Origin of the sequence: Paenibacillus sp. FSL P4-0184, assembly GCF_038004625.1 — a bacterium.
Classification (GTDB): Bacteria; Bacillota; Bacilli; order Paenibacillales; family Paenibacillaceae; genus Paenibacillus_AQ.
Genome location: NZ_JBBORN010000001.1, coordinates 3,199,410 through 3,213,525, shown reverse-complemented (window position 1 = coordinate 3,213,525; position 14,116 = coordinate 3,199,410). Strand labels below are relative to the sequence as shown.

Sequence of the window (14,116 nt, the reverse complement as noted above, 5' to 3'; positions counted from 1 at the left end):
AAGCAGTATATTTTTAAAAGGGGGTCATGTACTTAGTTTAACCGGACACTGTTAGAGTTTCATAACGGCATTATTTCATTTGTGTAACAATGTGAATACTTTCATTACATCATCCAAGGAGCCTACTCTGGGCATCACTCGCTCCAGCATCATGCCGTTCTTAAGCATTACACGTTCGGATCTAATATTATCTCCTCGGCAGCGCCCTTCGATCCGTGTGATCCCAAGCGTATGAACACTGTAATTTAAAAATAAGCCAACCGCCTCTGTCGCCAATCCGCCTCCCCAGTACGCCGGGTCTAGCATATATCCTAACGTGGCCTTGCCCTCACGGCGGTTCCAATGCTGTAAAGCAACAATACCGATCAACTTCTGCTGCTCCTTTAAATAGATACCCGCATGTAACGCGCAAGGATCGAATGCGAATAACATCCGGTTCACCAGCTTCTCCACCTGAGCAAGGTCTGATCCAGCTCCGGTGCGTATTTGAATATGAGCCTGCACTTCTGGGTGGGAGAGCAGTTGCTGCAAATGACAGGCATCCTCGGGCGGAATCATCCTAAGGTCAACCGCCACACCTTCTTGCGCCTGGAACGATACTGCCTCATAAGTGCTCATACTCTCTCCTCCTCCATGCCGCTAAAATATCAGCCTATTCATCCGATGAATGGCGCAATGTCAGCACCGTTAACTCAGGCCTACATAGAAAACGAAAAGGCATGACTGTTTCGCCAAAACCTCTATTCACATACACTGGCATGCGCTTGGTATCTGTATAATACAATCCATTTATGTACTTTTGAGACCCATAAGGGGTGAATGGCGCACCTAGAAACGGCAGGCGAATCTGTCCTCCATGGCTGTGCCCGGATAGCTGTAGATGAAAGGAATGAGCCTGTGCTATATCAGCATAATCCGGTTCATGCATCATCAGAACGGTAAAGGTTCCTGCAGGTACACCCTTGAGTGCCTTCACAGGGTCAGGCTCGCCATGCAGCAGATCATCCAGTCCGGTCACAGCCATAACTGCCCCGCCTCTTTTTAGAAGATAAGATTCATTCCTTAGCACCCGGAAACCAGCAGATGTAAACAACTCGATAATCCGCTTCGTATTCTTGAAATCATGGTTGCCTAGCACCGCATATTTTCCTAGTGGAGCATTCAGCTCTGCCAATACAGGTATGGCATCTACAAGATCCTCAGGGTTGCTGTCCACGATGTCACCTGTAAAGCATATAAGATCCGGTTCCTCCTTAGCGATACGTTCTGCAAGTCGAGCCAGATCACGGGCATCCTTATTAAACCCAAGGTGAGTATCACTGAAATGGACAACCTTCATGCCTGAAAAAGCAGAGGGAATATCTTTGAAGGACAACTTCAGCTTAGTAACCTGAATCCAGTTGGGCTCCCCTTGCCAAGCGTAACCACTTGTGAGCAAGCCTGCGCCGATTACAGTAGCCGCACCTCGAACCAGGAATTGCCGTCGGGTCATTGTTGTCTTGCCCTTAGATCGACGTCCAGAGGCACTAGAGTGGGTGCCTTTACCTGAATGATTATTTTTCTTATTGGGAGAAGCCCCAGACGATTGTATCTTCATACGGAGTTTCTCCTTCCCTTCAGCTTTCGTTTAGAGCCGTCAGTACAATTCTACATTCTTCCTCTGGCGTATCACGGTATGCGGGTGCGATGCCTCTATTAGCAATTTCTGATCGTTGGACTCGTTTCAGCATAAAGGCTACTTCCACCGTCTTCTTAAAGGGAAAAGGATCCAGCACTAACGTTGACTTATCTTTCCACTCCACGGTTATCGTACGACCTGACGTAAAACTGAAATCTTCACTGCCAGAGAATCCTTCACGCCACCATGGATGCTCCTCAGATTTCGGGCTACCCGGTTCATTTAAAGCCAAATATAGAGATAAGTCATCGCAGAATTCCAAAAGACGGGCATCATAATACAGCTCATCTTCACCAATCGGTTTGGATACTTCCAGTTCTCGGTGAATACGGGATCTACGTTCCTCTTCATGCTCTTGATATAAAGTCAGTTCTGGATAATCCAGTCCCGAAATCTTAATGAGTCGTTCAAAATGCAAGCTGCACAAAAGCGCTCCATAAGGTGTCCGCGCCTCGATCTCATCAAGTCCTCGCTTATAAAAGGTCAGCTTCGGCACTACAGGAAAATCAATAAAGCTGTAAGGCGCGTGTTCCGCATCGTTCCAAAAGGGCGTCTCATCCAGATCAATCCAGCCCCGGTCATGTTCAGCTACCGCCCAAAGCACCTCATCCCGGCGTCCTTCTTCTGGCACATGCTCTTCCTTAAACCAAATGGCAAGCTCTCCAGCTAACTTCCCGTGATCATGCTGTTTAACCATTACAATTGCTCCATCATGCTCCCGACAAATCACGATTATTCCTCCCTGTTGTTCCACACCTAACGTACGTTAACAATGGATATTATAGCATATGCTATTCATTCTTCTGAGCTAGACGAATTTCCTATTCCCTACCAATTATAAACAAAAAAGCTATCCTCAGCGAATATACATCCACCATTGAGGATAGCTCCATATTAAAGATCCGGCGGTACTACTTATTACACACCTAACCAGCGTTTGAACATATGTTTTGTCGTCTGCTTATTAATTTCTGCAATGGAGGTGGTAAGAGGAATACCTTTTGGACAAGCGCGCACACAGTTCTGTGAGTTACCACAACCGTCAATACCGCCATCTTCCATCAATGCGTCCAATCTTTCATCCGCATTCATTTCACCTGTAGGATGAGCATTGAACAGGCGTACTTGAGAGATTGCTGCGGGTCCGATGAAATCCGTCTTCTCGTTGACATTCGGACAAGCTTCCAAGCATACGCCGCAAGTCATACACTTAGATAATTCATAAGCCCACTGCCGTTTCTTCTCCGGCATACGTGGTCCCGGCCCAAGGTCATACGTACCATCGATTGGAATCCAGGCCTTTACTCGTTTCAGTGCGTTGAACATCCGGGTACGGTCAATCACTAAGTCACGCACCACCGGAAATGTCTTCATTGGCTCAATGCGTACAGGTTGTTCCAGATTGTCTATAAGCGCTGCGCAGGCTTGGCGAGGTTTGCCGTTGATCACCATCGAGCAAGCTCCGCATACTTCTTCTAGACAGTTGGAATCCCAGCATACCGGAACGGTGCTGTCACCTTTGGCATTCACAGGGTTACGCTGAATTTCCATCAAAGCACTGATTACATTCATACCCGGACGATAAGGGAGCTCAAATTCCTCAACATAAGATGAGCTTTGTGGATCGTCCTGGCGGGTGATGATAAACTTTACGTTTTTGGGAGCTGTAGCAGTTTCCGCCATAATGGTTCCCTCCTCAAATTGCCTAATTTTATTTCATTAAGCTTGCCTCGCAAGCTGTTTCACTGCTGGGAAAGATTAATCCTTCGAATAATCACGGACCCGTGGAGGGATCAGTGAGACATCGACTTCGTCGTAAGAGATTTGCGGACCGTCTGCAGTCCAAGCTGCTTTCGTGGTCTTCAAGAATTCCTCATCATTACGATCCGGGAATTCCGGTTTGTAATGAGCGCCGCGGCTCTCATTACGCATAAGCGCTCCCAGTGTCATCGCTTCGGACAGCTCCAGCATGTTCCATAGCTGACGGGTGAAAGCTACACCTTGGTTATTCCAGCGTGACGTATCGTTCATATTGATATTGCGATAGCGTTCTTTAAGCTCTTTGATTTTGCCAATGGTCGCTTCCAGCTTCGGATTATGCCGTACAACCGTCATATTGGCGGTCATCCATTCGCCCAGTTCCTTGTGAATCACATAAGCATTCTCTGTACCTGACATCGCTAGCAGAGACTCATATTTGTCCGTCTGCTTTTTGTGGAAGCTATCATATACAGAAGAAGAGATATCTTGTGACGATTTCTTCAGACCTTTAATGTATTCAACAGCCTTTGGTCCAGCAACCATACCACCGTAAATGGCAGATACCAGAGAGTTAGCGCCTAGACGATTCGCTCCATGATATTGATATTCACATTCGCCTGCCGCAAACAGACCAGGAATGTTTGTCATTTGGTTGTAATCAACCCACATACCGCCCATGGAATAGTGCACAGCCGGGAAGATTTTCATTGGTATTTTACGAGGGTCATCCCCCATGAATTTTTCGTAAATTTCAATAATCCCGCCAAGCTTCACGTCCAGCTCTTTCGGGTCCTTGTGAGAGAGGTCCAAATACACCATATTCTCACCGTTAATGCCCAGCCCTTGATCCACACACACATTAAAAATTTCACGTGTAGCAATATCGCGCGGCACCAAGTTACCGTAGGACGGATATTTTTCTTCGAGGAAATACCACGGTTTCCCGTCTTTATAAGTCCAGATACGGCCGCCTTCGCCACGTGCTGATTCCGACATTAAGCGGAGCTTGTCATCTCCTGGAATAGCCGTTGGGTGAATCTGGATAAATTCTCCATTGGCATAATGTACGCCCTGTTGGTACACCGCACTTGCTGCTGTACCCGTATTAATTACGGAGTTCGTTGTTTTACCAAAAATAATACCAGGCCCGCCGCTAGCCAAAATAACAGCGTCTGCAGGAAAAGTCTCAATTTCCATCGTCTTGAGATTCTGGGCACTTATGCCGCGGCATACACCTTCGTCGTCGACGATGGCCGAGAGGAACTCCCAGTTCTCACGTTTCGTTACAAGACCTTCGGACTCCCAGCGGCGCACTTGCTCATCCAGCGCATACAAAAGCTGTTGGCCTGTCGTTGCGCCAGCAAATGCAGTGCGGTGACGCTTCGTTCCGCCGAAACGACGGAAGTCGAGTAATCCCTCAGGTGTGCGGTTGAACATTACGCCCATCCGGTCCATAAGGTGGATGATACCCGGTGCTGCTTCACACATCGCCTTGACCGGTGGCTGATTCGCCAGGAAGTCACCGCCGTAAACGGTATCGTCGAAGTGCTCCCAAGGGGAGTCCCCCTCCCCTTTCGTATTTACCGCGCCGTTGATGCCGCCTTGCGCACAAACGGAGTGTGACCTTTTTACAGGCACTAATGAGAATAATTGAACATGCGCACCGGACTCCGCCGCCTTGATGGTAGCCATCAGGCCGGCCAGACCGCCACCCACGATAATGATATTTGCTGTTGCCATGATAGTTCACTCCCTTTATTGAAAATATCAGAAAGGATTCTGGAATCTAGTCCTGAGAGGATAATTACTTAGATGAAAGTCTTTATGGACTGAGCTATGGAAGCTGCGGTTTGAAATTCAGCATCACGGAAAGTGACTAGCGAAATGAGGAACATAAACGTTACAAGAACAAATATACCGAGACAAAGGTAAGAGGATACCCGCTGTGAACGAGGTCCTACCGTGATTCCCCAGCTGATCAAGAAAGACCATAGACCGTTTGAGAAGTGAAAGCATGCTGCAACGATACCGATAATGTACAGTGTCAACATCAGTGGTTGAGTCACGATATCATGCATCAGACCGCCCAGCTCTTCATGCTCTACACTACCAACTGCCACCTGAACCCGGGTTTGGAACAAATGCCAGACTATAAAGATAAAGGTAATAATTCCTGTAATGCGTTGCAGCGTATAACGCCAGTTTCTTTCAATGTTGAAACGGTTCAAGTTCGGCTTGGATTGATAGGCAATATACAGTCCATATACGCCATGGTACAGCAGAGGTAGCCATATACCGAACAATTCCAGGAAGAAGACAAGCGGCAGGCTATTCAGCCATATCACGCTGTCAGTGAAACCGGAAGCGCCACCCTCTACAGCCGCAAAATTCGTCATCATGTGCTCAATGAAGAAAGCTCCAAGCGGGATAACGCCTAGCAAGGAATGAATCTTTCTGGAATAAAATCCTTTCATACAAAGTAACCCCTTTCCGATTAAAACAGCGTTTTCATTATTGTGTATTCACCGCCGGAACTACATTTGACACAGGATAACGTAGAATATGTCATGACAAAACGTCTATATTTACCGCTATCCTTGGTTTCCCGGACTTTGTTTTCTTTTTCACAAAATGTGAATATCTTGTGTCACTTTTCATGTTACTCCTTTTTCCCTTATAAGGGAATTGCAATCTAATTATTAAACGTTATACAATAAACGCATAAGAATAGATTTTATATGATAATAATTCTCATTTAGAGAAACAACATTTTCCGACAAATCTTTTATTTCCTTATGGAGCAAGAAGTATTGTCTTCATGGCTATGAATTTCGTCACTACTGTTTATAGATTGCACTACGAGAGGAACATAAATATGTTTGACGATTTAGATGTTTTTGCAGCGGTTGTGGAGCACTCCAGCTTGAATCGGGCCTCCCGCCAGCTCAATCTGTCCCAACCTGCCCTATCTCGTAAAATCTCCAAGCTGGAAGAACGGCTGGGTGTCGCGCTATTTAATCGTTATGGCAAGCGTCTGGAGTTAACCGAGGTTGGGCGTCTTACTTATTCCTACGCACTTGAACAACGGCAGCAGCGCTCTAAATTTCTGGAGGCTTTGTCAAAATACAAAGAAGGCGAGCCTAAGCTCGTCACCTTAGGGGCGTCACTTACCTCACTGCAGACCACTCTGCCTCCACTAGTTAACGCATATATGGAGAAATACCCAACTGCGGAGCTGAAGCTAATCACAGGCCGAACACATGAAATTGTCTCCTCTGTCAGTGAAGGAAAGTCAGATATAGGTCTGATCGCTTCCTCTATTCAAGAACCTGGACTGCGCTGTATTTCTCTGTTTGAGGATCAGCTTCGACTGGTTGTTTCTGAGCATCATCCTCTGAATCAATCTACCAAGCTAACCATGGATGATCTGTCCCGACTGCCTATGATCCTGTTCTCCAAAGGCACCTGGTACCGACGTCTAACAGATGATCTGTTCCAGCGCTGTGGAATTGATCCAGACGTTCGGATGGAGATTGACTCCTTCGAAGCCATCGTGCGGCTGCTGCCGACAGTCAATGTGGCAGCGTTACTGCCCAAGTCTTATCTGCGTCCGCAGCTGTTAAACGGCGGTGGGCTGGTCTCTCTGCATATTAAAGAGCTGGAGCAGACTCAGCGAACTACCTGTCTGATTTACCGTGACGATGGGAGCCTGAGCACAGCGGCCCGCAGCCTCGTGCAGGTCACAGAAGAGATGTTTCTGACGGAACGAGAGAAATAGTACATACCTCTGAGTGCAACCTTAATTAAAAAAAGCCCCCCGTCCCATGTAAAGGACGGAGGGCTTATCTATTTAATCTTGGTTTACAACTTCATCCTCAAATCGATCAATACTTTCATTAGAACCAATGAGTACCATAACGTCGCCCTCACTCAAATGATCATGTGCCGTTGGAGCCACTATAATTCCACTTTCCCGGTTCAGGGCAACAATACTGCAGCCATATTTCGCTCTTGTATTTAAATCTGACAAGCTTTTCCCGTTCATGCAAGACGGAACGGTTAGCTCGACAATTTTATAATCCTTGGACAGTTCAATATAATCCAGCAAATTGGGTGTCACGAGCTGATGTGCCACACGAATGCCCATATCCCGCTCCGGAAAAATAACCCGGTCCACGCCCAGCCTGGACAACGCACGACCATGAAGGATCGAGATCGCCTTGGCTACCACTTGCTTGACTCCAATCTCTTTTAACAAAATCGCCGCCAGAATACTTCGTTCCATATTGTCGCCAATCGCTACAATCCCACAGTCAAAGTTCCGTACGCCGAGCGAGCGCATAATTCCTTCATCTGTAGCATCAGCCACTACCGCATGCGTCAGATGATCGCTCATTTCCTCCACACGCTCCTCATGGTGATCAATGCCGAGCACCTCGTAGCCCATTTCCATCAGCTCAAGTGCAAGGCTTGAGCCAAAGCGGCCTAAACCGATTACTACAAATTGCTGTGCTTTCATTTCGGATTAACTCCTATCCAATAATTATTTTACCTTCTGGGTGCTTATACAATGGTTTACCCTGTTTAGGTCCAAGCGCATACACTAATGTTAATGGACCTAGCCGACCTGCAAACATGGTCAGACAGATCAGAATCTTGCCGAAGACAGACAGTTCAGGTGTCAGCCCCATGGTTAGTCCCACTGTGGCAAAAGCTGAGGTCGTCTCAAATAATATCGCTAAGAAATTACTATCCTCTGTTGTGGACAGTAACATCGACACCGTGAGGACCAATAGCAAAGCGAGTAATGTTAGCGTCAACGCTTTATAGATACGCTCTTGCGCCAATCGATAACGGAACAGTACAACATCTTCACGTCCGCGCAGCATCGCGATTACTGCACCAATCATAATCGTAAAGGTTGTAGTCTTGACCCCGCCACCTGTTGATCCAGGAGATGCACCAATAAACATAAGAATAACCATAAAGAACTGTGAGGCTTGCCGCAATCCGGCAATATCCACCGTGTTGGCGCCAGCGGTTCGGGGCGATACGGACTGAAAGAATGCCGATAATATTTTGCCGCCGAAATTTAAATTCCCCAGTGTGCGCTGATTCGTAAATTCAAATATAAAAATAACCAAAGCGCCGATAAGAATAAGCCCTGCAGTGGTGGAGAGTACAACTTTGCTATGCAAAGATAATTTACGTTTGACACGAAACTCCACCAGATCCGACATGACAATAAAACCAATACCGCCAGAGACAATCAGAAACATCACCACGATGTTCACTAGCGGGTCATATACATAATCGGTTAAACTCCGGAAATCCCCGAAAATATCAAATCCAGCATTATTAAACATAGACACCGCATGAAATATTCCAAAATAAATGGCCTTTCCAAGTGGCATATCAAACGCCCAGCGTATGGACAGAAGCACCGCTGCACAGCCTTCGATGACCAAGGAATAAATAAGTACTCTCCGGATCAGTCGAACAATCCCCTCCATAGAGCCTTGGTTCATTGCTTCCTGAAGGATCAGTCTGTCCCGCAAGGAAATTTTGCGTTTCATCATCATGGCAAATAAGGTCGCCATTGTCATAAACCCTAAGCCGCCCACCTGGATAAGCACCATAATTACGGTTTTCCCAAAAATGGTGAATGTCGTCCCGGTGTCCAGCACCACAAGTCCTGTCACACAGGTGGCCGATGTTGCAGTAAACAACGCATCAATAAAACTAACATCATTCCCGCTGGTACTCGAAATGGGAAGCATTAGCAGCAAGGCTCCAATCAGAATGATCGATGCAAAACCAAGCACCATAATCTGAGGCGGAGAGAGCTTCAGGAACTTTGATTCAGAAACCCTGCGAAACTGTGAAGCCACTACGCTCACCCTCTTATCAAAATTTAAAGAATTCCAACAAAAAAAGCACTGGAAAACCAATGCTACCCTTGGTTCCTGCAGTAAATTAGCCTACGAGGTTAGCTGACGGATTCGGACTGTGCAGGCTGCCCTATTCGTTCCTAGAACGAAATTCACCCCTGATGAATAAAGACAACGCCTATGGCGTATAATCATCTTTTCATTACTTCTTATGGTTCCCCCGTTTTCACCTGAAATTCGGCTATATACAATTGCATACAAATTATATATGTTATTTCGATAAATCACAAAGACACTATTAATGGTGATTCATATGAAAAATGCGGTTTGGAGAGGATGTACCACTAGGAGTGCCTTTTCTCATCACTTTTCCGTGTTTTCCCTGCAATTGCATCGATTTTCATGAAAAATGAAGAAATAATCACCTTAAATTCATGGTATATATTCAGTTACCTATTCTATAATATCTCTATTACCCATAAAAAGAATATACGATGATTTTTGTAACTATCATGGCACTAATACTATAATGGAACATAACATTGTCAGTTTACAAGGAGGCGTTACATGAATCCCGTTGGCCAGCCCTTACAGCAACGTGCCCTCTCCAAGAGGCTCATCATCTCGGGCATTATCGGTCTTATTCTATTTATTATGTTTCAGATTGCTCCCTCGGTGCTAAATAGCCCTGCCGGGGAAGATACTACTGTCATCAGTAAGGCGGAAGCCAGCGACAAAGCCATATCATTCGCAGAACAAAAGCTGAACTACACCAAAGCACCAACCGATCAGTGGAATGTACTGTACGATACGGACTCTTCCTTTTATGGTTATATGTCCCGCGAGAAGCTTTTGGAGGACTATACAAAAAAGAAATTGGATCAACGATATCCTTTTGACATCTTTCGTGTAACACTTAGTCCTTCAGAGGAACAAGAGCCACTGATCTCCGTTGACCTCAATATGTACACTGGCGCAGTTGTCGCCTTCAAACAAAGTGCAGAAGGATCAGGTACCGGATTACCAAACAATGTATCCACCAGTGCAAAAGAAGAGGACAAGGGTACTACCTTATCACTTGCACAAAAAGAAAATCTTGCCCGTCCCTGGCTTCAGGAATGGGATGTAAATCCCGCCAAGCTGCAAATTGAATCGAATACGGGAAATTACGGGCTCGTGTATACAGATCGTTCCGTTCAGATCGGCGAATCCTTACTACACTATTATTTCGATTTCACTGGCGAACAGGTATCCAGCTTTAAAGCAGGATTCACCGCTCCATCCTGGCATACCTCCTATGTAAAGGACCAGACCTCTCTCGCGGAAAAGTTTACTTTATTCGGCTACGGTTTGCCTACTTTAGCTTTAGGAATTCTGGCACTCATCTACAGCATACTTAGAAGAGAACATACCTCCTTTAAGCGTGGAATATTCCTAAGCTCAGCTTATTTTGTAATCATGATGATCAGCACCTATAATATGCTCCCTGAATCCTCAAGCGAAGGACTCGAGGCTCAGATAACTTCCATCATTATGTTCATCATTTATGCCTTATATAGCCTCCTAATGTCCTCCCTGCTCTATTTTTCTTTAGTTGGAGGGGACGGCCTATGGAAAAAAGAAGAGGGGATGAACCCATGGCCTCGTGCTAAAGAGCCTGGCTATGGAAAATATGTTTTGGATAGTATCCGCGCTGGATACGTCTGGGCATTCGTGCTGCTAGGGGTGCAGACTCTTATGTTCATCGTATTATCATTTACCTTGCAGAACTGGTCCACTACTGACGCTACTCAATCTCCTTACAACATGAGATATGCTTGGCTGCTGCCCATCGTTGCATGGCTCGCTGGTTTATCCGAGGAAGCTATTTATCGTTTTTTCGGAATTCCTATGTTGAAAAAAGTATTCCGTAGCACGTTCATTGCTTGCCTGATCACCACGCTGGTTTGGGCGTTTGGCCATACGCTGTATCCGATCTATCCCATCAGTTCCCGTCCTATTGAGCTGACGGTGATCGGTTTGCTTTTTAGCTATATTTTCCTTCGTTACGGCTTTATTGCCGTCATGTTCAGTCACGTCGTGTTTGACAGCATTCTGATGGGCGCTACGCTGATCTTTATGAAGGAAAGCGTGAATGTAGGGGCTGGTATCTTCGCGATTATCATGCCGTTCATAGTTGCCTACATCGTCTATCGGTTTAATCCACCGCAAAAATCAGAACCTAAGCCGGTTGAACCTACATCTGTAATTTAAAGAAGTAATGGGTGGATAACCTATAATAAAAAAAGGTGTCACAGCAGAAAACTGCTGTGACACCTTTTTTATATTTACGTATACATCATTCCAGTATTTCGAATGCCTATGTCGCTGGCTCTTCATCCTTGAGCGCCTCAAGAATTTGACTAGCCAGCTTTTCGCCAATAGAAAGTGATTTAAAATCCTCTATGGAGGCCTCTTTAATTTTCTTTAGCGATCCGAAATGCTTAAGCAGCGCCTTGCGCCGCTTCTCGCCTATACCTGGTATGGAGTCCAGTTTAGAAGTAACCATGGACTTCCCACGTTGTTCACGGTGGAAGGTGATGGCGAATCTATGCACCTCATCCTGAATCCGTTGCAACAGATAAAATTCCTGACTATCCCGAGCCAAAGCGACAGGTTCTGGCGGATCTCCAACCAAAAGCTGAGCCGTCTTATGCTTATCATCCTTGACGAGACCACAGACCGGAATGAATAACCCCAGCTCGTTCTCCAGAATATCAATAGCTGAGGATATCTGCCCTTTACCACCATCGACTACGATAAGATCTGGTATCGGCAGGTTTTCTTTCAGCACCCGTTCATACCGCCGCCGGATGACCTCGCGCATCGTTCCATAATCATCCGCACCCACCACCGTACGAACCTTATATTTACGATACTCTTTTCGTGCAGGCTTGCCATCAATGAAGACAACCATCGCAGAAACCGGATTAGTCCCTTGAATATTCGAGTTATCGAACGCCTCGATCCGGCTTAAGCGTTCGAGCCCCAAGCTCTCGCCTAAGCTCATTGCAGCACCAGAGGTACGTACTTCATCTCGTTCAATAAGCCGGAACTTCTCGTCGATTGCGACTGTAGCATTTTGGCAGGCCATACCGACCATCTGCTTCTTGAGGCCACGCTGTGGCACTAGCACTTTGGTGCCGAGCCACTCCTGTAGAATAGAGGCGCCACCTGCAGCATCAACGACACCTGCTGCTGATGCTTCCGCAGCGGCCATTTCACGGGCCTCAACTTCTTCAGGCGATTCGGGGGTATCTTCCCCCTTTTGTAGATCTTCTTCGGCTGGAGCAGCAATGACAATCGCCGGTTTAGCTTCTTTATCAACCACTGCTTCCTCGTCAAGCACATCCGGCAGAAGAATCTCCTGCGGCAGAGCAGGATTATCACTGTAATACTGCGTCACATAAGACATAAAGTCACTGTAGGCTTCCCCATAGAACGGAAAGACAGAGGAGTGGCGCTGAATCATCTTCCCTTGTCTCATGTACAGAATCTGTACACACATCCATCCCTTGTCTACCGCATAACCAAATACGTCACGATCCTTAGTATCTGTGGTGTTAATCTTTTGTTTCTCCATCAATGCATCAATATGGATAATCTGATCCCGCAGTTCCTTCGCCCGTTCAAAATATAATTCCTCAGCAGCTTCCTGCATCTTCTGCTGTAGATCCTTCTTAACCGCATCATGACCTCCGCTCAGAAAAGCAGCGATATCTTGCGTAATCTGCTCATACTCGGATTTCTGCACTTCCTTCTCACACGGCGCCAAGCATTGGCCCATGTGATAGTAAAGACAGACTTCCTTTGGCATTACGCCACATTTACGGAGCGGATACATACGATCGAGGAGCTTTTTCGTTTGCTGTGCAGCATAACCATTAGGATAAGGGCCGAAATATTTTGCTTTATCTTTAATCACCCGGCGTGTGACTTCAAGCCGAGGGTGAGTTTCATTCGTTATTTTGATATAAGGAAATGTCTTATCGTCCTTCAGAAGTACGTTATAACGCGGCATATGCTTCTTAATCAGATTGCACTCGAGAATGAGCGCTTCCATGTTACTGGACGTAACAATATATTCGAAATCAGCAATGTTAGCGACAAGCCGCTGAGTTTTACCATTATGACTGCCTGTAAAATAAGAGCGAACCCGGTTCTTAAGCACCTTCGCCTTACCCACATAAATAATGGTGCCTTCTTCATTCTTCATCAGATAGCACCCGGGCAGGTCGGGTAATAGAGCCAGTTTGTTGCGGATATTGTCCAAAATGATCCCCTCCAGCTAAATTGGACCCATAATTAATTGGCATTCAGCACACAAAACGCCTCCGGAATGAACCGAAGGCGCTGAGCGGCAGGGCCGAGGCCCGAACAGTAGCATTTAACAATTATTGATGTTTAGCTACGATATTTTTCAGGGATTCTTTGGAGTTCAATCCCACAACTTTATCTACCGGTTGACCGTCTTTGAAGAAGATCAGGGTTGGGATACTCATCACGCCAAAACGGGAAGCCGTTTCCGGATTCTCATCCACATTCAATTTTGCAATCTTCACGCTGTCTCCCAGTTCTGCGGACAATTCGTCCAAGATTGGAGCAATCATCTTACAAGGACCACACCAAGGAGCCCAGAAGTCTACTACTACAGTACCTTGACCTTCCACTTCGTTACTGAAGGTTTGGTCAGACACGTTCACGATAGCCATGATATTGTTCCTCCTCTAAAGTTTTACGAAACATT

The 14,116-nt window shown here is 46.1% G+C and carries 12 protein-coding genes and 1 riboswitch; of the genes, 2 read left to right on the top strand and 10 right to left on the bottom strand.

The genetic code is table 11. The annotated features are described in order from the left end of the window. Positions 1-75: 75 nt before the first annotated feature. The 6 genes from MKY52_RS14070 to MKY52_RS14045 form a co-directional block, all read right to left on the bottom strand. Positions 76-618 carry a GNAT family N-acetyltransferase gene (locus MKY52_RS14070; RefSeq protein ID WP_341051838.1) on the bottom strand — a complete coding sequence of 181 codons (543 nt, stop codon included), beginning with the start codon at positions 616-618 and terminating at the stop codon, positions 76-78. Between the two features lie 34 nt (positions 619-652). After that, positions 653-1,597, bottom strand: a complete 945-nt coding sequence (locus tag MKY52_RS14065; protein ID WP_341051837.1) for a metallophosphoesterase — start codon at positions 1,595-1,597, stop codon at positions 653-655. A 19-nt stretch (positions 1,598-1,616) separates the two neighbouring features. Next, positions 1,617-2,408: a DUF3891 family protein gene (locus tag MKY52_RS14060; RefSeq protein ID WP_341051834.1), complete on the bottom strand. Its 792-nt coding sequence runs from the start codon at positions 2,406-2,408 to the stop codon at positions 1,617-1,619. 188 nt (positions 2,409-2,596) lie between these two features. Continuing rightward, positions 2,597-3,361 carry a succinate dehydrogenase iron-sulfur subunit gene (gene sdhB / locus MKY52_RS14055; protein WP_042130877.1) on the bottom strand — a complete coding sequence of 255 codons (765 nt, stop codon included), beginning with the start codon at positions 3,359-3,361 and terminating at the stop codon, positions 2,597-2,599. Between the two features lie 75 nt (positions 3,362-3,436). Beyond that, positions 3,437-5,179, bottom strand: a complete 1,743-nt coding sequence (sdhA, locus tag MKY52_RS14050) for a succinate dehydrogenase flavoprotein subunit (RefSeq protein WP_341051832.1) — start codon at positions 5,177-5,179, stop codon at positions 3,437-3,439. A 68-nt stretch (positions 5,180-5,247) separates the two neighbouring features. Then, on the bottom strand, positions 5,248-5,913 hold the full coding sequence (locus MKY52_RS14045) for a succinate dehydrogenase cytochrome b558 subunit (protein ID WP_042130879.1): 666 nt from the start codon (positions 5,911-5,913) through the stop codon (positions 5,248-5,250). Between the two features lie 401 nt (positions 5,914-6,314). Between MKY52_RS14045 and MKY52_RS14040 the strand changes: the two genes are divergently transcribed. Then, positions 6,315-7,217 (top strand): LysR family transcriptional regulator, encoded by a 903-nt coding sequence (locus tag MKY52_RS14040; protein WP_042191552.1) that lies wholly within the window; start codon positions 6,315-6,317, stop codon positions 7,215-7,217. A 72-nt stretch (positions 7,218-7,289) separates the two neighbouring features. Here the strand turns inward: MKY52_RS14040 and MKY52_RS14035 are convergent, their stop codons facing one another. Next, positions 7,290-7,958 (bottom strand): potassium channel family protein, encoded by a 669-nt coding sequence (locus MKY52_RS14035; RefSeq protein WP_042191554.1) that lies wholly within the window; start codon positions 7,956-7,958, stop codon positions 7,290-7,292. Positions 7,959-7,971: 13 nt separating this feature from the next. Next, positions 7,972-9,267, bottom strand: a complete 1,296-nt coding sequence (locus MKY52_RS14030) for a TrkH family potassium uptake protein (protein ID WP_341053419.1) — start codon at positions 9,265-9,267, stop codon at positions 7,972-7,974. Between the two features lie 134 nt (positions 9,268-9,401). Next, positions 9,402-9,583: riboswitch (cyclic di-AMP (ydaO/yuaA leader) on the bottom strand. 314 nt (positions 9,584-9,897) lie between these two features. Here MKY52_RS14030 and MKY52_RS14025 point away from each other — a divergent pair. Continuing rightward, the gene (locus tag MKY52_RS14025; RefSeq protein WP_341051830.1) at positions 9,898-11,583 is read left to right on the top strand and encodes a CPBP family intramembrane glutamic endopeptidase; all 1,686 of its coding nucleotides are present in this window, start codon (positions 9,898-9,900) and stop codon (positions 11,581-11,583) included. 106 nt (positions 11,584-11,689) lie between these two features. Here the strand turns inward: MKY52_RS14025 and uvrC are convergent, their stop codons facing one another. Beyond that, a complete protein-coding gene (uvrC, locus tag MKY52_RS14020) occupies positions 11,690-13,642 on the bottom strand; it encodes an excinuclease ABC subunit UvrC (protein WP_339267016.1) in 1,953 nt (650 codons plus the stop codon). A 121-nt stretch (positions 13,643-13,763) separates the two neighbouring features. Then, entirely contained in the window at positions 13,764-14,081 is a 318-nt protein-coding gene (trxA, locus tag MKY52_RS14015; RefSeq protein WP_042130884.1) for a thioredoxin, read from the bottom strand. Between the last annotated feature and the right edge of the window lie 35 nt (positions 14,082-14,116).

Excerpts from the sequence above, each read along its gene's own strand:
- sdhA (WP_341051832.1), bottom strand. The coding sequence starts at position 5,179 with ATGGCAACAGCAAATATCATTATCGTGGGTGGCGGTCTGGCCGGCCTG.
- sdhB (WP_042130877.1), bottom strand. The coding sequence starts at position 3,361 with ATGGCGGAAACTGCTACAGCTCCCAAAAACGTAAAGTTTATCATCACC.
- MKY52_RS14030 (WP_341053419.1), bottom strand. The coding sequence starts at position 9,267 with ATGGTGCTTGGTTTTGCATCGATCATTCTGATTGGAGCCTTGCTGCTA.
- MKY52_RS14035 (WP_042191554.1), bottom strand. The coding sequence starts at position 7,958 with ATGAAAGCACAGCAATTTGTAGTAATCGGTTTAGGCCGCTTTGGCTCA.
- MKY52_RS14065 (WP_341051837.1), bottom strand. The coding sequence starts at position 1,597 with ATGAAGATACAATCGTCTGGGGCTTCTCCCAATAAGAAAAATAATCAT.
- MKY52_RS14025 (WP_341051830.1), top strand. The coding sequence starts at position 9,898 with ATGAATCCCGTTGGCCAGCCCTTACAGCAACGTGCCCTCTCCAAGAGG.
- MKY52_RS14070 (WP_341051838.1), bottom strand. The coding sequence starts at position 618 with ATGAGCACTTATGAGGCAGTATCGTTCCAGGCGCAAGAAGGTGTGGCG.
- MKY52_RS14040 (WP_042191552.1), top strand. The coding sequence starts at position 6,315 with ATGTTTGACGATTTAGATGTTTTTGCAGCGGTTGTGGAGCACTCCAGC.
- MKY52_RS14045 (WP_042130879.1), bottom strand. The coding sequence starts at position 5,913 with ATGAAAGGATTTTATTCCAGAAAGATTCATTCCTTGCTAGGCGTTATC.
- trxA (WP_042130884.1), bottom strand. The coding sequence starts at position 14,081 with ATGGCTATCGTGAACGTGTCTGACCAAACCTTCAGTAACGAAGTGGAA.